The organism is Rhizobium herbae (assembly GCF_019511375.1).
Lineage (GTDB): Bacteria > Pseudomonadota > Alphaproteobacteria > Rhizobiales > Rhizobiaceae > Pararhizobium > Pararhizobium herbae_A.
The window spans coordinates 444,586-460,775 of sequence record NZ_JAEUAO010000004.1 but is presented as its reverse complement, the minus strand read 5'-3'; the positions used below and the strand labels follow the sequence as shown (position 1 = coordinate 460,775).

At 62.8% G+C, this 16,190-nt stretch carries 19 protein-coding genes and 1 pseudogene; 6 read left to right on the top strand and 14 right to left on the bottom strand.

What is annotated here, in order from left to right; translation table 11 throughout:
- Positions 1-111 precede the first annotated feature (111 nt).
- Positions 112-1,512, bottom strand: coding sequence for a PLP-dependent aminotransferase family protein (locus JNB71_RS19025; RefSeq protein ID WP_220373344.1), 1,401 nt, complete (start codon positions 1,510-1,512; stop codon positions 112-114).
- A 116-nt stretch (positions 1,513-1,628) separates the two neighbouring features.
- On the opposite strand from JNB71_RS19025, the gene JNB71_RS19020 reads away from it, so the two are divergent.
- Positions 1,629-2,492 carry a DMT family transporter gene (locus tag JNB71_RS19020; RefSeq protein WP_220373343.1) on the top strand — a complete coding sequence of 288 codons (864 nt, stop codon included), beginning with the start codon at positions 1,629-1,631 and terminating at the stop codon, positions 2,490-2,492.
- A gap of 164 nt (positions 2,493-2,656) precedes the next feature.
- Here JNB71_RS19020 and JNB71_RS19015 read toward each other — a convergent pair whose 3' ends face one another.
- Positions 2,657-3,172 (bottom strand): winged helix-turn-helix transcriptional regulator, encoded by a 516-nt coding sequence (locus tag JNB71_RS19015; protein WP_220373342.1) that lies wholly within the window; start codon positions 3,170-3,172, stop codon positions 2,657-2,659.
- An 85-nt stretch (positions 3,173-3,257) separates the two neighbouring features.
- Here JNB71_RS19015 and JNB71_RS19010 point away from each other — a divergent pair, with 85 nt between their 5' ends.
- From JNB71_RS19010 to JNB71_RS18995, 4 genes are all read left to right on the top strand, one after another.
- The gene (locus tag JNB71_RS19010; RefSeq protein WP_220373341.1) at positions 3,258-3,917 is read left to right on the top strand and encodes a glutathione S-transferase family protein; all 660 of its coding nucleotides are present in this window, start codon (positions 3,258-3,260) and stop codon (positions 3,915-3,917) included.
- Between the two features lie 890 nt (positions 3,918-4,807).
- Complete coding sequence (locus tag JNB71_RS19005) at positions 4,808-5,194, top strand: hypothetical protein (protein ID WP_220373340.1); 387 nt, start codon at positions 4,808-4,810, stop codon at positions 5,192-5,194.
- Between the two features lie 55 nt (positions 5,195-5,249).
- Positions 5,250-5,999 (top strand): bifunctional 2-polyprenyl-6-hydroxyphenol methylase/3-demethylubiquinol 3-O-methyltransferase UbiG, encoded by a 750-nt coding sequence (gene ubiG, locus JNB71_RS19000; protein WP_220373339.1) that lies wholly within the window; start codon positions 5,250-5,252, stop codon positions 5,997-5,999.
- Between the two features lie 184 nt (positions 6,000-6,183).
- A complete protein-coding gene (locus tag JNB71_RS18995) occupies positions 6,184-7,092 on the top strand; it encodes a DUF3616 domain-containing protein (RefSeq protein ID WP_220373338.1) in 909 nt (302 codons plus the stop codon).
- A gap of 376 nt (positions 7,093-7,468) precedes the next feature.
- Here JNB71_RS18995 and JNB71_RS24540 read toward each other — a convergent pair.
- The 6 genes and pseudogenes from JNB71_RS24540 to JNB71_RS18970 form a co-directional block, all read right to left on the bottom strand.
- Positions 7,469-7,576 (bottom strand): annotated as a pseudogene (locus JNB71_RS24540) (type II toxin-antitoxin system RelE/ParE family toxin); the annotation flags it as partial.
- Positions 7,577-7,655: 79 nt separating this feature from the next.
- Positions 7,656-8,015 carry a DUF3291 domain-containing protein gene (locus JNB71_RS18990; RefSeq protein ID WP_346657288.1) on the bottom strand — a complete coding sequence of 120 codons (360 nt, stop codon included), beginning with the start codon at positions 8,013-8,015 and terminating at the stop codon, positions 7,656-7,658.
- An 85-nt stretch (positions 8,016-8,100) separates the two neighbouring features.
- Positions 8,101-8,529, bottom strand: coding sequence for a DUF1178 family protein (locus JNB71_RS18985; RefSeq protein ID WP_220373337.1), 429 nt, complete (start codon positions 8,527-8,529; stop codon positions 8,101-8,103).
- On the bottom strand, positions 8,526-9,383 hold the full coding sequence (locus JNB71_RS18980; RefSeq protein WP_220373336.1) for a carbon-nitrogen hydrolase family protein: 858 nt from the start codon (positions 9,381-9,383) through the stop codon (positions 8,526-8,528). The genes JNB71_RS18985 and JNB71_RS18980 overlap by 4 nt, the downstream gene beginning before the upstream one ends.
- 11 nt (positions 9,384-9,394) lie before the next feature.
- Positions 9,395-9,652, bottom strand: coding sequence for a glutaredoxin 3 (grxC, locus tag JNB71_RS18975; RefSeq protein WP_018327057.1), 258 nt, complete (start codon positions 9,650-9,652; stop codon positions 9,395-9,397).
- 46 nt (positions 9,653-9,698) lie between these two features.
- Positions 9,699-10,475 carry a ComF family protein gene (locus JNB71_RS18970; protein ID WP_220373335.1) on the bottom strand — a complete coding sequence of 259 codons (777 nt, stop codon included), beginning with the start codon at positions 10,473-10,475 and terminating at the stop codon, positions 9,699-9,701.
- Between the two features lie 89 nt (positions 10,476-10,564).
- Here JNB71_RS18970 and JNB71_RS18965 point away from each other — a divergent pair, with 89 nt between their 5' ends.
- The gene (locus tag JNB71_RS18965) at positions 10,565-11,452 is read left to right on the top strand and encodes a methyltransferase domain-containing protein (RefSeq protein ID WP_220373334.1); all 888 of its coding nucleotides are present in this window, start codon (positions 10,565-10,567) and stop codon (positions 11,450-11,452) included.
- A gap of 6 nt (positions 11,453-11,458) precedes the next feature.
- On the opposite strand, the gene JNB71_RS18960 is transcribed toward JNB71_RS18965, so the two are convergent.
- The 6 genes from JNB71_RS18960 to JNB71_RS18935 form a co-directional block, all read right to left on the bottom strand.
- Positions 11,459-11,632, bottom strand: coding sequence for a Flp family type IVb pilin (locus tag JNB71_RS18960; protein WP_223215913.1), 174 nt, complete (start codon positions 11,630-11,632; stop codon positions 11,459-11,461).
- 136 nt (positions 11,633-11,768) lie between these two features.
- Positions 11,769-12,089, bottom strand: coding sequence for a hypothetical protein (locus JNB71_RS18955; RefSeq protein WP_112854999.1), 321 nt, complete (start codon positions 12,087-12,089; stop codon positions 11,769-11,771).
- Between the two features lie 196 nt (positions 12,090-12,285).
- Positions 12,286-12,699 carry an 8-oxo-dGTP diphosphatase MutT gene (gene mutT / locus JNB71_RS18950; RefSeq protein ID WP_220373332.1) on the bottom strand — a complete coding sequence of 138 codons (414 nt, stop codon included), beginning with the start codon at positions 12,697-12,699 and terminating at the stop codon, positions 12,286-12,288.
- A complete protein-coding gene (locus tag JNB71_RS18945) occupies positions 12,696-13,466 on the bottom strand; it encodes a GNAT family N-acetyltransferase (RefSeq protein ID WP_220373331.1) in 771 nt (256 codons plus the stop codon). Before JNB71_RS18945 ends, mutT begins: the two co-directional genes overlap by 4 nt.
- A gap of 282 nt (positions 13,467-13,748) precedes the next feature.
- On the bottom strand, positions 13,749-14,990 hold the full coding sequence (gene argJ, locus JNB71_RS18940; RefSeq protein WP_220373330.1) for a bifunctional glutamate N-acetyltransferase/amino-acid acetyltransferase ArgJ: 1,242 nt from the start codon (positions 14,988-14,990) through the stop codon (positions 13,749-13,751).
- A gap of 198 nt (positions 14,991-15,188) precedes the next feature.
- A complete protein-coding gene (locus JNB71_RS18935) occupies positions 15,189-16,049 on the bottom strand; it encodes a peptidylprolyl isomerase (protein ID WP_220373329.1) in 861 nt (286 codons plus the stop codon).
- Positions 16,050-16,190 lie beyond the last annotated feature (141 nt).

Here is a 16,190-nt window from a genome sequence, read left to right as displayed (position 1 = left end):
GTTTCAAGGCGGGCTTTTTCAAATTTACTCTCGAAACATGCCACGGGACGCAGCAGGAAGCGGCAAGGGGCTCACCGCGCATGTTAGCACCCGCAGCCAAACCCGCCCCCCTCAGCGAGCTTTTCTCAGTACCTCCGCAAGGGTCCGCTCAATGCGTGGATCCAGCGTATGGGCAACATTGAAACGCATGAAATCAGGCGCGCCTTGCGACACGCTGAACACATTGCCGGGGGCAAGCACGATGCCCTCGGCAAGGGCTGCTTGCGCCACATGCGTAGCATCCAGCCCGTCAGGAAGTCTGCACCAGAGATAGAAACCGCCGCGAGGCAGGAGCCAGGGTTCGATACTGAGCCGATGCAGCCTGTCCACCACCTCACGCCGGGCTCTCGCGAGTTTGCGCCGCAGTTCCTCCATGTGCTTGCGATAGCTCCCTCCTGCCAGCACATGGGTAATCAGTTCGGTGGCAACGGGGCTCGGTCCGCCGAAATTGGTGGCGACCTGCAGATCGACCAGCCCATCGATCCAGTCGCGCTGCGCGGCAATGTAGCCGCAGCGGATCGACGCCGAGAGGGTCTTAGAGAAACTGCCGATGCGAATGACGCGGTTGAGACCATCGAGCGCTGCGAGGCGCACCGACGGCTCGGGTTCGAAGTCGGCGAAGATATCGTCCTCGATGATTGTCATCTCATGTTGTGCTGCCGCGTTCAGCAAACGATGCGCGGTCTGGGGTGGAAGCGTTGCTCCCGTCGGATTGTGAAGCGCGGAATTGGTCAGGTACACCCGTGGCCGCTCGGCATTCAGCAGGGCTTCAAACGCCGCAAGATCAGGACCCGTTGGCGTGTAGGGAACGCCGACGATCTTCACCTGATGCGCCTTCAACAGCGCCTGAAAATTGAAATAACACGGATCGTCGATCATGACCGTGTCGCCTGGCCGCAGGAGAAAGCGACAGATCAGGTCGAGTGACTGGGTCCCCGTACTCGTCAGCATCACTTCATCAGGCGTGGCCTGAATGCCCTCCTCGGCAAAGCGCGACAAGAGCAGCCGCCGCAACGGCAAGGAGCCGCGCGTGCTGCCGTAGTAGGCAAGGAGATTGTCGTCGGTTCGCGCCAATCTTCGAATGGCCTGCCTCAACGCGTCATTCGGCATCCAGTCCGACGGAAGCCACCCGCATCCGGGCTTCAGCACCGCATCATCGGAATCAAGCGACTGCCGCGACACCCAGAATGGATCGACTGCCCTTGCCCGCGGCGAGTGGGCTTCCGCCAGCTTGAGCGGCGGCAAGGCGGTGGTCGAAACGTAGAAGCCGGAACCGCGAAGCGCCCGGATCAATCCCTCCGCGGCAAGACGGTCATAGGCTTCGACCACTGTGGTTGGCGACACGCCCATCGTGGCGGCAAAGCTGCGGATGGAAGGAAGACGATCCCCCGGCGCAAGTGATCGGCTGGCGATCCTGTTCCTGATCGCCATCATGACGTCCGTCGTGCGCGTACCCGCATCGCTGCGTGGCATGGAGCCCCCCCGATTGTATGTTTGGTTATACTGGTACAGTTTGTTGATATTGTACTGATCTGTGCCTGTTTGCACCAGCCTTTTGCGCGTAACTGTGCGACAGAAAGTGAGGTGCCATGAAAACATCGTTGGAAGGTTGGGGCAGCGGCATGCTCGGTGTCGTCATATTCAGCGGGTCGCTTCCGGCGACGCGCGTTGCGGTTTCGGATTTCTCTCCGCTGTTCCTGACATCGGCCCGGGCGGTCATCGCTGCACTCCTCGGGGCGGCATTGCTCTTCGCGCTTCGCCAGCCCAGACCGCGCCCCGACGATCTCCTGTCGCTCGCGCTTGTCGCGCTCGGCGTCGTCATCGGCTTTCCGCTGCTGACGGCAGTGGCCCTGCAATACATCACGTCGGCGCATTCGATCGTGTTTGTCGGTCTGCTTCCGCTTGCGACCGCAATCTTCGGTGTTCTCCTGGGCGGGGAGCGCCCAAGGCCGCTCTTCTGGCTGTTCTCCGGGCTGGGCAGTGCCACGGTGGTCGGTTTCGCCCTGACATTTGGCGCAGAGGTGTCTGTCGCGGGGGATCTCTTGATGATTGCCGCGATCATCGTTTGCGGGCTTGGCTATGCGCAAGGTGCGAAGCTCTCTCGGACATGGGGTGGATGGCAGGTGATTTCCTGGGCGCTGGTCCTCTCCCTGCCGCCGATGGCGATCATCGCCCTGATCACGCTGCCGGACACCTGGCAAGGCATCGCCGGCTCCTCCTGGCTCGGCCTTGGCTATGTATCGGTTTTCAGCATGCTGGTCGGCTTCGTGTTCTGGTATCGCGGCTTGGCGCTCGGCGGCATCGCAGGCGTGGGGCAGTTGCAACTGCTTCAACCCTTCTTCGGTCTCCTGCTGGCCGCGAGCCTCCTGCACGAACAGGTGAGCGTCGTGATGGTGGTCACAGCGCTCTCGGTCGTCGCGTGTGTGGCCGGAGCTCGCAAGTTCGCCCGCTGAGATCGCCAAGCCCCCGGGTTGGCACCGATTATCACCCCTCATCCGCCCTGCCGGGCACCTTCTCCCCGTCTTGACGGAAAACCACCCCTCTCCCCGCTTGCGGGGAGAGGGTTAGGGTGAGGGGCAAAGCCCCGTCGCAAGGTGTTATCGGGCATGGCCGGCCATCAGGCCCCTTCAGCCGCGATGGCTTCGCCTTTCTTCGCCACCACCGCGAGATATGCCGCCTGCAGCTCGCCAAATACCGAGCGCTCCGGCACTGGCGCGCCGAGATGCAGGGCCCTGAGTTCCTCCATGAACGCCTGCCACATCGGCGGCCCGCCCTGTTCCAGCAGTTCGGCGCGGATCGACAACTCTTCCGACACCGGCATGTGCCGGCGCCCCCAGGCGCCCATCTCGGCGAGAAGCGGCACGAGCTGGATGGATGGCTCGGTCAGGCTGTAGATGCCCTTCTGCTTGTGGCTCGGATCGTCGGTGCGCGACAAAAGTCCCCTCTCCGTCAGCCGCTTCAGCCTGTCGGCCAGCACGTTCGAGGCTATGCCCTCTTCCGATTGGGTGAGCAGTTCGCGAAAATGCCGGCGGTTGCCGAACATGATGTCGCGGATGACGATCAGGCTCCAGCGATCGCCGAGCATTTCCAGTGTCAGGTTGATCGGGCAGCCCGATCGGTGGGTCGTGTCCATTGTGTCGCCAAAACCGCTTGCAATATAGGATCAGTCATTCTACAAAGAAACTGCTTTCAAAACAAGATTGGTCCGGGAGGATATGATGAAACTGCAGCTCTTTGCTCACCCCTTCTCGTCCTACTGCCAGAAGGTCATCACCGCGCTTTACGAAAACGGCACGCCGTTCGAGCTGCGCATGCTTGGCGAGGAGACGCCGGAGACCGTTACCGAGTGGTGCGCGCTCTGGCCGATGAAGCGGATGCCGGTCCTGAAGGACGGTGACGAAACCGTGCTGGAATCAACGATCATCATCGAATATCTGGCGCTCAATCATCCCGGCCCCGTCCGCCTGATCCCCGCGGATGCCAGGGCTGCCCTCAAGACCCGCCTGATGGACCGCTTCTTCGACAACTACGTCATGACCCCGATGCAGAAGGTGGTGTTCAACCAGATCCGGCCGGAAGCCGACCGCGATCCCTATGGTGTCGGCGAGGCGAAAGCGATGCTCGACAACGCCTATGCCTGGCTCGACGGCGCGGTCGCCACGTCCGAATGGGCGGCCGGCGATGCGTTCAGCCTCGCCGATTGCGCCGCCGCCCCGTCGCTGTTCTATGCCGACTGGGTCCATCCGATCCCTGAGGCATTGGCGAACGCCCGCGCCTACCGCGCCCGTCTTCTCGCCCGCCCCTCCTTTGCCCGCGCGGTCGACGAGGCCCGGCCGTATCGCGGCTTCTTCCCGCTCGGCGCCCCGGACCGGGATTGAGGCGCTTGTTCAACGGTAAATCACGCTCGCTTTCACATCCCCCACAATGGTGATTGGACTTCTTCATGAGCAATGTCTAATTCTCATCTGCTGTTGCCTTGGTCGAAACCGGAACGGCGTTTAACACCAGAGCGTTTTTGATTCCCCTCGGGGAGAGCGTTTTAGCGGCGATGTATTCTCAAGCCATTTTGGAGCCCGCCACCAAGGTGACGGGCTCTTTCATGTATACCGCGGCCATTCTCACCCAATTGCGTGAATGCATGAATTCCGAATGATGCTACTGATTCGCCATTGCATGCGGCGCGACCTGGCCCCCCCGCGCACCACTTTGCGTGGGGTGGCTCCCTTGGCCATCTTGGCCGTCGCAATGCGTGAAATTCATCCCCCTTCATCCCCGTTCATCCCCGCCTTTTGCACCTGTGCCATACTCCTCTCGTCCCGCCATCGGATACACCGGATAGCGTTGCCGGCGAGGCGGGGCCGGTGCCTTCGGTCTGTGTTTGAAACGCAGGCGCGGCCGCAGGGGCCTGCAGAAAATGGTTTCCCTCTCGTCTGAAACAGGGCGGGGCGTGCCTGTGAGGCACACATGAGGACCGGCGACTGGCGTGTCGAAGGACAGGCCTTTCGTGGCGCGGCAGCGAAAGCTGCGAGCGTTACCCTGTACCGGAAAAAGGTGCCGCCATCCCCGCAGAGAAACCAAGAGTTGCAGGTAGAAACCACCGAGACGGGGCACATCGCGTGTCACCCATTACAACTTACCTGAGGCACCCGATGTGCCCCGGCCGATCCCGCCTGGCTCATGAGGCCGGCGAACCGCAAATGACGTGAAACACGGGCGAAAAGCCGCCGCGTGAACATACCCGGCCGCCCTCTCACCCTCGGAGTATCTCATGCCCAAACCGGACTTCACCGACTACGAAAAACGCCTTTCCGCCGATCACGAGCACCGATGCCGCGCTCTCTTGACCACTCAACTGATCTGGAGGATCTGCAGGACCCGCAAATGCGGCCGCGATCGGGCCTGCACCGGCGCGATGCTGGTCTCGAGCCATCAGGACAGCAAGGTCCGCGTCCAGCGCGAGATCGGCCTGTCCGGCCATGCCTGCGCCCGCTTGCCAGCCTGTCTAGCCAACGCGCAGGAACCGGCCTTCCAGATCTTCGAGAGGATCATGGACGAGCTTCAGAAATATCAGATCGAGCACCCCGAGTACCGTTTGCCGAAATTCGACCGCTGCCTGAAAGGGCGTCAGTCGCCGCAGGGCCTTCCCAACCCTTGACTTTCGCCTCCGATCGTCCGACTTCAGCAGACACATGTTGCACGGAGTAGATGCCATGAGCGAACAAGCGCGTACCACCATCGACCAGGCGCAAGTCGACCGCTTTTCCGCCATGGCCGCCGAGTGGTGGGACCCGAAGGGCAAGTTCCGGCCGCTGCACAAGTTCAATCCGGTGCGTCTCACCTATATCCGCGACCGCGTCTCGGAAAATTTCGGCCGTGACGCCAAGGCGCCGCAACCGCTGAAGGGCCTGCGCCTCCTCGATATCGGCTGCGGCGGCGGCCTTCTGTCCGAGCCGATGGCCCGCATGGGTGCCGATGTGGTCGGCGCCGATGCGTCGGAAAAGAACATCATGATTGCCAAAACCCACGCGGCCGGCAGCGGCGTCGCCGTGGATTATCTCGCAGTGACGGCGGAGGCGCTTGCGCAAGCCGGCGAGACTTTCGACGTCGTGCTCAACATGGAAGTGGTCGAGCATGTCGCCGATGTCGAGTTTTTCATCAGCACCTGCGCCTCGATGGTCCGTCCGGGCGGCCTGATGTTCGTCGCCACCATCAACCGGACGATCAAGGCGGCGGCGCTTGCCATCTTCACCGCCGAAAACGTGCTTCGCTGGTTGCCGCGCGGCACCCATCAATACGAAAAACTGGTGCGCCCCGAGGAACTCGAAAGGCCGATCGAAGCGAGCGGCATGACGGTGACCGACCGTACCGGCGTCTTCTTCAATCCGCTTGCCAACCAGTGGAATCTGTCGAAGGATATGGACGTCAACTACATGCTGGTGGCCAGACGCCCGGCCTCATAGTGCGCGACAGTGTCGAAAACACCCCCTCCGTCACGTCGTGACATCTCTAGAGCAAGGAAGCGGCTTCGGGCCAATCTCCCCCCTTGAGGGGAGATGCCCGGCAGGTCAGAGGGGAGCGCCGCTGTCATGTGTTCTGGGCTGGCGGACCGCCCCCGCGCCGGCAAAGTAAAAAAGGAATGTCGCGATGAAAATCCCATCCCTCGGCATTCTCCCGGTAGCGGACGCCCAGGCTGAGCCGATGGATTATATCGGCATCTGCGAAGCCTCGGCCGCGGTCGCCCTCGACGAGAGCCATTTCGTCGTTGCCAGCGACGAAACCAACACCCTGCAGATCTATCGCCGCGGCATCGCCAAGCCCGTGCAGGCGCTGAAGTTCAAGACTTTCCTCGGCAGCGAGACGTCCGACATCGAGGCAGCCGCCAGGATCGCCGACAAGGTCTATTGGATCAGTTCGTTCTCCCGGCCTGCCGGCGGCGGCAACGCCGGCGGCCGCTCCGTCCTGTTCGCCTCGAAAATCGTCCGAACCGCCGGCGGCCCGACGCTCGAGCCCATCGGCACACCCTGCGAGAGCCTGCGCGGCTATCTGAAGAAGGAACTGCACCGCCCCGGCACCGACATCAATATCGAAGGCCTCGCCGCCACCCCGGAGGGTGACCTGCTGATCGGCTTTCGCACGCCGCTGATCGACAAGATGGCGCCGGTGCTGCGCCTGACCAACCCCGCCGCCGTCACCGAGCACGGCGAGGAACCCCGCTTCGGCAAGCCGCACATGCTCGACCTCGGCGATCGCGGCATTCGCGGCATCGACTGGACCGGCTTCCTTCCGCCGCTCTATCTCGTCATCGCCGGCCCCGAGACGAAGGGCGACACGGGCAAGAGCGGAAAATTCTCGCTCTACTCCTGGAGCGGCGACGAACGCCCGCCGGTAAAACTGCCGCCCAAGTTCCCGAGCGATTTCACCGCCGAGGCGCTCGTCATCTACCCCGAAAAAGGCCTCGTCCAGATCCTCAGCGACGATGGCAAGAAGAGCGGGAAGGAGAACGACATCCCAAAGAAGAAACGCCACTTCCGCAGCATCGACGTCACCTTTTGACGCATCACCCAGTTCGACTGCCCTCTTGCCCCTCACCCTGACCTCTCCCCGCAGGCGGGGAGAGGGGAATGCGGCGTGTGCCGCTCGTCCCTTCTCCCCGCCTGCGGGGAGAAGGTGGCCGGCAGGCCGGATCAGGGGTAAGATAGCATCAAGTACCGGGCATCCGTTTGGCACGACCCGCCGGAACAGGCCCAACATCCCCGCCCCTCGCGCCCATGCTAGACTTTCCAGCGACTGAACATGGGCAAGAAGACCGGCCTGCCCGCCGCCGTTGCCTCGGCAATCGAGCGGACCCGCTGCCGGTCGATAACGTAGGCTCCGCCATCAGCGGCGAAGGGTTCTTTGAAAATGAAGGCGCAGGGATATGGACCCCGTCCTACCGGAAAAGCGTCGTCAGGTCCCGCCTGCCGTCCACCACGCGCACGATTTCCACCGTGTGTACGGGCCCTTCATCCGTATCGGGTATTGTTTCATAGTACAGCAGGGCGCGAGCGCGGCAATAGCGACAAGCGCTCTTTCGCGACAGGCCCAACATCCCCGCCCCTCGCGCCGGTGCTAGACTTTCAGCGACTGAACATGGGCAAGCAGATCGGCCTGCCCGCCGCCGTTGCCTCGGCAATCGAGCGGACTCGCTGCGGGTCGATAACGTAGGCTCCGCCATCAGCGGCGAAGGGTTCTTTGAAAGTGAAGGCGCGCGCCGTTGCGCCGTTGTCATGGAGATGCTCCAGCCGCTCGACGCCTTCCGACCAGTTGGGACTGTGACAAAGAGAGATAAAGCGTTCTCCTGACTCGGCGAACACAGTAAAGAACAATGATCGGGTGACGCCGTGGCCCCTTATTCGCCCTGCCGGGCCTCCCCACCAGGGCGGGAAGAAGGCAATTCCCCGCGCCCGCCGCCATTCTCCGGCGGTTAAGCCGGGCACGTCCCCTCTCCCCGCCTGCGGGGAGAGGGTTAGGGTGAGGGGCAAAGGCCACTTCTGCACAGATGGTGACGACCGTCGCCCGCCATCAGTTCACATCGTCCGGCAGCACCGGCAGCGGTGCGATTTCGATGCCCTCGTCGAGGAGCGCCCGCGCCTCGTCGGCCGTCGCCTTGCCGATCAGGCCGCGCTGCTCGGCTTCGCCATAGTGAATCTTGCGCGCTTCCTCGGGAAACTTTTCGCCGACGTCGTCGGCGTTCTCGCGAATCGCCGTCACCAGTTCGCGGATCTTGGCGACCGCCTCCTTGCGCGCCTGATCCATCATCAGGACTTTCGCTTCGTCCTTCTTGCGGCCGGTCGAAACCGAGGGCGTCATCAGTTCCTTGGCAACGGACACGGAGCCGCAGACCGGGCAGGAAACCAGCCCAAGCTCCGCCTGCCGGTCGAAATCGGCGCTCGACGAAAACCAGCCATCGAAGGAATGGCCGCTGTCACAGGAAAGCGTGTATTTGATCAAGCCGCCACACCTCCCGCAGCAGCGAGCGGCACTTCCTCCAGCGAAAACGCCCGGCCGTTTTTCAGGTTCGGAATTTTCGCCCGCGCGGCTGCAACTGCCGCAATAGCGATTTCGGCCAGTACGACCGCCTCGCCGCTGCCGCCGGCCGAAGCAAGAATGACGCCCCATGGGTCGACGATCATCGAGTGACCGTAAGTCTCGCGGCCATCCTCATGCCGGCCGGCCTGCGCGGCGGCGATGACGAACATGCCGTTTTCGATCGCTCTCGCCCGAAGCAGCACCTCCCAATGCGCCTCGCCGGTCTGGCGGGTGAAGGCGGCGGGCAGCGACATGATTTCGGCCCCGGCCGCAGCCTGCGCCCGGAAGAGTTCGGGAAAGCGCACGTCGTAGCAGATCGCGCAGCCGAGCTTGCCAAACGGCAGGTTCACCAGCCGCGCCGTGCCGCCCGGCGTATAGGCCGAGCTCTCCCGCCAGCTCTCGCCATTGTCGAGATCGACGTCGAACATGTGGATCTTGTCGTAGTGAGTGATCTTGCTCCCGTCGGGGCCGAAGAGGAAGCCGCGATTGGCCATCTTGCCGTCGGAAAGTCCGATCGCCGTCGAGCCGACATGCAGATGGATGCCGAGTTCGGCCGCGAGCTCCGAGGCCGCCTTGACGATCAGGTCGCCGTCCTCATCGCGCAAGGCTGCCTTCATCGCGGCGCGGTCGCGCTGCAGCGCGCCGGTCATTTCCGGCGTCTGGACATAGATCGCGCCGCGCGAGGCCGCGTCCCGGACGAGCCGGGTCATCGTCTCGGCGTTCCTCGCCGGATCGACGCCGGAACACATCTGGATCGCTGCAGCCTTGAACGTCATCGAACGTCTCCTTATGCGGCAAGCATCTCGTCGAGCTTGCCGGCACGGTCGAGCGCGTGCAGGTCGTCGCAACCGCCGATATGGGCGTTGTTGATGAAGATCTGCGGGAAGGTCGTTCCCCCGTTCGACCGCTCGATCATCTTCTGCCGCACCTCCGGCGCATAGGTGGCATCATGCTCCTCGAATTCGACCCCCTTGGTTTCGAGAAGTTTCTTCGCCGCTGAACAATAACCGCAGAATTGACGCGTATAGATCACTACCGAAGCCATAATTTGATCTGCTCCTTCACCGGCCCTCTGCCGGCATCCTTTCCTGTCATATAAGGCCGGACATGGCTCTTGCAAAGGTCAAAACCGTGACATCCCGGGCTCCCGCCTTCTTCAGCGCCCGCGTCGCCGCCGAAACCGTAGCACCTGTCGTGTAGACATCGTCGACCAGCACGACGCGCTTGCCGGACACGGCTGTCCTGCCCGCCTCTGTGACGGCAAAGGCACCGCGCACATTGTCCTCGCGTGCCTGAGCGCCAAGCCCGACTTGCCGCGCCGTCCGCTTGGTGCGGATCAAGGCGGTCGCGAGATGAGGCTTGCCCGAGAGCCGGGCGATGGCGCGGGCAAGCTCGGCCGACTGGTTGAACCGGCGCCCCCAAAGCCGATAGGCATGCAGGGGAACGGGAATGATCGCATCGCACGTCTCGACGGTCCCGTCGCTGGCGCGGACTATCCAGGCAGCCATCATGATGGCGAGATCGGTGCGGTCACGATATTTCAAGCCGTGGACGAGCGAGCGGGCAATGCCGTCATGGATGGCGACCGATCGCAAACGGTCAAACACCGGCGGGTTGGCGATGGCATCGGCCGAAAGTATGCCGGCACCGAGATCATGCGAGAACGGTAGGCCGAGAACCTCGCAATACGGCCGCTCAATCAGCCGCAAGGTCGCCCAGCAGGCGGGACACACGCCACGATGCTGGCCAACCATGCGGCCGCACCCGGCGCAGACCGGCGGATAGACGGCATCGACCGCCGCGGCGATCAGAGCGCGCAAGCCCCTGCCAAGCCGCCATCCCGGATTTTCCGCCTCTTCGCCCCGCATGAGGTTGACTTTACGATGAGGCGGGTTTCATTGCGACCAGATTCTCGGGCGACCCGATTATTGGGCGATCGGATTATTGGAGAGCCACCGTGGATATCGTTTTCGACCAGACACTCATCGAAGCCCGCCGCAAGCGGGCGCTGCGCAACGGCGACCCGAAGGCGCAATTCCTCTTGGAGATCGCCGGCCGCGAGCTCGCCGAGCGCCTGAGCGTCGTCGAGCGCCATTTCGACAAGGCCGTCGAGCTGCACGGCTATACCGGGCTGACCGCCGCGTTCCTCGCCGAGACCGGCAAGGTGTCCGACATCGAGCGCGTCGAGATCGACGAGGTCTTCGCAAGGGCCGATGATACCGTCTCGGTCGCCTCGCTCGAGACGGTGCCGCTAGCGCCGGAATCGGCCAATCTCATCGTCTCGCCGCTGTCGCTACACCTGACCAACGACACGCCCGGCGTCTTCATCCAGATTCGCCGGGCGCTGAAGCCGGACGGCCTGTTCCTTGCAGCCATCCCCGGCAGCGGCACGCTGCAGGAATTGCGCGAGGTCCTGCTTGCGGCAGAGAGCGAGATGACCGGCGGCGCCAGCCCCCGCGTCATTCCCTTTGCCGATGTCCGCGATATCGGCGCGCTGCTGCAGCGGGCGGGCTTTGCGCTGCCGGTCGCCGACACGGAAACCTACACCGTGCGCTACGATAGCCTGTTTGCGCTGCTGAAGGACCTCCGGGCGATGGGCATGACCAATCCGCTCGCCGCACGCAGCCGCAAGCCCCTCACCCGTCAATTTTTCCTCAGGGCCGCGGAAATCTACGCGGATCGTTTCTCGGATCCGGACGGCCGCATTCGGGCCACCTTGTCGATCATCTACATTTCCGGCTGGGCGCCGCATGAAAGCCAGCAGAAGCCGCTGAGGCCGGGCTCGGCAAAACGAAGGCTGTCGGATGCCCTTGGCACACGCGAACAGCCGCTGAAAGATCAGTGAGACACGTCAGGAGGCAGCGCCGTTGATCGCGGTGCTGATCTTGTCGAACACCTCCAGCAGGGAATCCGAAAAGCCTCCGAAACCGACGATTATTGCAACCGATATGAGGCTTGCCAGGAGGCCGTATTCGACCACCGTGGCGCCGGATTTGTCGGTCACGAAATGGGCGAGTGTCTTCATATGCTCCCAGCCTGTCAGGCGCATGTCCCGCGGATGAGGTCATCCGGAAAGGACGGGCATGCGCGCATCGTTGTCGGACCGCGTCGGTCCAGGCTGGCAGCGAACGTGGACCGGGCGCATGCCCGGCACAAAGGCCTCAGCAGCCGCTTTTGGTTCCATCACCGTCGATGATGCAGACGGCGCCCGGCATTTCCTGCAGCACGCTCCGGCGCACCGTGTAGCGCTTGGCGTTCGGGCTGCTCGGAATGGAGCCGGTCGAGATATTGTCGTAGTCGATCGGTGCATCCGCGAGCACCTTCTTGTCCGACTTCGACGCCAGCATCGGTGTCAAGATCAGGGTCAACGCAATGACGGCCGTTCCGAACAGCAGCGACAGGTTGAGCACGCCAGTCCGACGGCTCTGGCTCGTCACCAGATCCTTGTCCTGAACCGTTCTCCAAAAATCGTCGTCAACCATCGTCTGCCTCTCGAATGCCTGCGCTAACCTGAAGACGGTACATTCTCACCGCTCCAGACCATGTCCGCGCCGATATACGACCGGTGCCAATCGCGGGGATCATCCCGTAACCGTAGACACCGGCACTTCACTGAAGGCGATTTTGCGTGAGGGTGATAAATGTTCGATTAATGAAATCGAAATTTCCGGGATTTGATCAGAGCAAGTCCATCAAGTAGGGGATAAGTGGCTCGTCCGCCGGCGGCATCGGATAGTCCCGCAAGGCTTTCGGTCGAACCCACTTTACGGCCTGTCCTTCCCGCCCGTGGGCAACGCCCTCGTAGCGCCGGCAGACATAGAGCGGCATCAGCAGATGGAAGCTGTCATAAGTGTGGCTGGCGAAAGTCAGCGGTGCGAGACAAGCAACCTTGGTGCGGATGCCCAATTCCTCGTCCAGCTCGCGAATAAGTGTCTCTTCCGGCGTTTCGCCCGGCTCCACCTTGCCCCCCGGAAACTCCCAGAGACCGGCGAGCGACTTGCCCTCAGGGCGCTGGGCTAGCAGGATGCGGCCATCACCGTCGACCAGTGCGCAGGCCGCCACCAACAGAATGTTCCGCTCCGGAGGGCTCATCGCGAGGTCCCCTGCCGCCTGTAGGAATAGCGATAGACGTCCCTGAACCCGAACTTGCGATAAAGCGCAATCGCCGCCTCGTTGTCGCTGTCCACCGCGAGCCATGCCGTCCGGGCACCGCGCAAACGGGCCCAGCGCAGCGAGGCATTGACGACAGATGCACCGATGCCCTGCCGGCGGACACCCGGCGCGACGGCAACGGCGAGAATGCCGGCGAGATCGTTGTCGTGAACCGCAAGCGACACGGCGGTTGGACCGTGCTCTGGCGATTCGAACAGAAACAGGCCGCATTCCGGCTTGATGGCGTTGATGACCTCGGCCAGGCCTGCCCTGCCCTGGCTGCTTTCACCGCAGATCTGCAAGCGGGCGTCGACGAACCGGCCAACATCGCGAAGAGGCAGGTGCTCGATCGCTTCCGTCGTGTCGTTCGGTGGAATATCGGCCATCATCACGATGGTTTCCGAAAAGTACTGCCAGCCGTTGGCATCCATGTGGGCGATCAATTGCGGCGGCGCCAGCGGCGTCTGCCGCACCGTCAGCGGCCGTCCGTATTCGGCAAAGCGCCTGGCGGCTTTCTCAAGGCGGATTTCCAGATCGCGGTAGTCGGACGGGTCAAGCGGATTGAGGGAGTTCAACCGCTTCGAATCATGCCCCGCCGTAAGCCGGATCAGCCAGCTGCCGTCATACTGCACCGATGCCGCCGGCCAGGCGCGAAAGCCGACGGCTTCCAGGCGGCGGACATTCGGCAGGTCGGCTTTGGGATTCATGTCCTGCACTGAGAGCCTCGTTCGTTCAATGATGCGCATTCTGCCGAAGGATTTTTTCTCAGAAAGCGGGCTTTTGTCGAAGGGCATACCTTAAAGTACGCTCAAGACAAAAGCCCGCTTTCTGAGAAAAAAGCATCCGGCCCTCCGGGTTGGCTGAAATCGGCCGCCCACTGCGTCGGACGGCTTGACCGATGGTGATGGCATCGCTCCGCGCCATCCTTCTTGTGGATCGGCCGATTTGAGCCAACAGAATGCGCGTCATTGAACGAACGAGGCTCTAAATCAGCTCCGATAATCGCCGTTGATCTCGACATACTCCTTGGTCAGATCACAGGTATAGACCGTCGCCTTGCCGGAGCCGAGACCGATCTCGACGCGGATGGCGATATCCTGCTCCTTCATCACCGCCGTTGCCGCGGCTTCGGAATAGGACGGATCACGTTCGCCCTCGACGGCAACGCGAACATCGCCGAACCAGATCGCCAGCCGGTCGCGATCCGCCATTTCGCCGGACTTGCCGACGGCCATGACGACGCGGCCCCAATTGGCGTCTTCGCCGGCAACGGCCGTTTTGACGAGCGGCGAGTTGGCGATCGACAGGGCGATGCGCTTGGCGGCCTGATCGCTTTCGGCGCCCGCGACCGTGACCGCGACCATCTTGCGGGCGCCTTCGCCATCACGCACCACCTGCAGGGCAAGGTCGCGCAGCAGGTCGTTCAACGCGTCACGGAAGCCCTGAAGGGCCGGATCGGCAGCATCCGACACCTTCTTCTGGCCATCCCTGGCGGCCGCACCGGTGGCAAACAGCATCAGCGTGTCGGACGTCGAGGTGTCGCTGTCGACAGTAATGGAATTGAAGGTCGGGCCGGTTCCCTCGGACAGCAACACCTGCAAGGCTTCGGGCGCGATATCGGCGTCGGTGACGACGAAGGAGAGCATGGTCGCCATGTCCGGCGCGATCATGCCGGCGCCCTTGGCGATGCCGTTGATGGTGACCCTAACGCCGCCGATGTCGGTGCTGCGGGTCGAAACCTTGGGATAGGTGTCGGTGGTCATGATCGCCTTGGCGGCCTCGAACCAGAAATCGTCGGTCGCCTGAACCGTCATGTCGCCGAGAACGCCAGCGAACTTCGCCGCGTCGAGCGGCTCGCCGATCACGCCGGTCGAGGCAAGAAAGACTTCGCCGGTTGAGCAACCGACGGCTTGCGCCGCAGATTGCGCCGTGAGCTCGGTCGCCGCCTTGCCCTTCTTGCCGGTAAAGGCGTTCGCATTGCCGGAATTGACGACCACGGCGCGGGCAACGCCGCCCCGCAGGTTCTGGCGGCAGAAATCGACCGGGGCCGAGGGGCAGCGCGACCGGGTGAAAACGCCGGCGACGGCGGCCGGCTCATCGAAGACCATCAGCAGCACATCGTTGCGGTTCTTGTACTTGATGCCAGCGGCGGCGGTCGCCATGCGGACACCGCGCAGAGGCGGCATGTCGGCGAATGATTTCGGGGCAAGCGGAGAAACGGAACCGGACATGGATCTGCCTTTTAGCAAAAAGCCCGGCAAGCCGGGAAAGGAGAAATTGATTTCCAGGACAAGGGCCCCTCACCCTGACGCTCTCCCGCAAGCGGGGAGTGGCAAGACCGAATTTGCCGCTTGTCCCTTCTCCCCGCAAGCGGGGAGAAGGTGGTCGCCCTTCCTCTCAAAAAGGAGGGCCGGATGAGGGGCGCCTGATTAATTCGCAGTCTCGGGCTTGTTGGCTTCGTCATAGGCCTTCTTGAGCGCCGGATCGGTGATGTCGACGCCGGTCGCCTTCTTGGCGGTCGTCAGGAGGGCGATGTACTTGTCGCGCATGACGAGTTGCTTGACCTGCTGCTCGACCTGCGCGAGCGGCGGCGGCGCCTGCTTGCGCTTGTCTTCGAGCAGGATGACATGGAAGCCGAACTGGGTCTTCACCGGCGCTTGCGTGTACTTGCCCTTCTCGAGCTTGAAGGCGGCTTCGGAGAATTCCGGAACCATGCGGTCCTTGGTGAAATAGCCGAGATCGCCGCCGTCTGCCTTGTTCGGGTCGGTCGACTTTTCCTTGGCGAGTGTCGCAAAATCCTTGCCAGCGTCGAGATCCTTGATGATCGCCTTGGCTTCGTCCTCGGTCTTCACCAGGATATGGCGCGCCTTGACCTCCTCCTGTGGCGTAATCTTGGCGACTTCAGCGTCGTAGCGCGCCTTGACTTCTTCCGGCTTCACGGCGTCCACGACGTGCTTCTTGAAGAAGGCATTGTGCAGCTCGCGTTCGGTCAGATAGGCGATGCGCTGCTTGAAGGCCGCATCATCCTGCAGTCCTTCCTTGGAAGCATCCTTGGCAAGCAGCTTGACGTCGATCAGGCCCGAAAGGGCTGCAGCGCGCTTCTGCTCTTCCGGCAGCTGGGCGAGCTGCGGATCGAGGCCGGTAAGGGCCAGGTCGAGCTCGGACTTGTGGATCTCGGCATCGCCCACCTTGGCGATGACAGGATCGGCGGCATCCTGCGCGGTCGCCGGCGTCTGGGCGGCCATGACGGCAACCAGGGCAACCGCCGCAAGCATCTTGTATTTCAACATCCTCGTACCTTCCACCTGTGCTATCCGGAACCGTGCTCGCGGCCGGCCTGAAAAACGTTCCACATCATCAGATTGTGGCCGTTCTGTAGCCTTGGCGCGCCTCAACTCCCGTTGACATAATTCGACCCCCCTCTTATCTGT

Coding starts and splice junctions, on each gene's coding strand:
- JNB71_RS19010 (WP_220373341.1), top strand. CDS start 3,258: ATGAAACTGCAGCTCTTTGCTCACCCCTTCTCGTCCTACTGCCAGAAG.
- JNB71_RS19025 (WP_220373344.1), bottom strand. CDS start 1,512: ATGCCACGCAGCGATGCGGGTACGCGCACGACGGACGTCATGATGGCG.
- ubiG (WP_220373339.1), top strand. CDS start 5,250: ATGAGCGAACAAGCGCGTACCACCATCGACCAGGCGCAAGTCGACCGC.
- JNB71_RS19005 (WP_220373340.1), top strand. CDS start 4,808: ATGCCCAAACCGGACTTCACCGACTACGAAAAACGCCTTTCCGCCGAT.
- JNB71_RS19020 (WP_220373343.1), top strand. CDS start 1,629: ATGAAAACATCGTTGGAAGGTTGGGGCAGCGGCATGCTCGGTGTCGTC.
- JNB71_RS18970 (WP_220373335.1), bottom strand. CDS start 10,475: ATGCGGGGCGAAGAGGCGGAAAATCCGGGATGGCGGCTTGGCAGGGGC.
- JNB71_RS18960 (WP_223215913.1), bottom strand. CDS start 11,632: ATGAAGACACTCGCCCATTTCGTGACCGACAAATCCGGCGCCACGGTG.
- JNB71_RS18995 (WP_220373338.1), top strand. CDS start 6,184: ATGAAAATCCCATCCCTCGGCATTCTCCCGGTAGCGGACGCCCAGGCT.
- JNB71_RS18980 (WP_220373336.1), bottom strand. CDS start 9,383: ATGACGTTCAAGGCTGCAGCGATCCAGATGTGTTCCGGCGTCGATCCG.
- JNB71_RS18955 (WP_112854999.1), bottom strand. CDS start 12,089: ATGGTTGACGACGATTTTTGGAGAACGGTTCAGGACAAGGATCTGGTG.
- mutT (WP_220373332.1), bottom strand. CDS start 12,699: ATGAGCCCTCCGGAGCGGAACATTCTGTTGGTGGCGGCCTGCGCACTG.
- grxC (WP_018327057.1), bottom strand. CDS start 9,652: ATGGCTTCGGTAGTGATCTATACGCGTCAATTCTGCGGTTATTGTTCA.
- JNB71_RS18945 (WP_220373331.1), bottom strand. CDS start 13,466: ATGAATCCCAAAGCCGACCTGCCGAATGTCCGCCGCCTGGAAGCCGTC.
- JNB71_RS18935 (WP_220373329.1), bottom strand. CDS start 16,049: ATGTTGAAATACAAGATGCTTGCGGCGGTTGCCCTGGTTGCCGTCATG.
- JNB71_RS19015 (WP_220373342.1), bottom strand. CDS start 3,172: ATGGACACGACCCACCGATCGGGCTGCCCGATCAACCTGACACTGGAA.
- argJ (WP_220373330.1), bottom strand. CDS start 14,990: ATGTCCGGTTCCGTTTCTCCGCTTGCCCCGAAATCATTCGCCGACATG.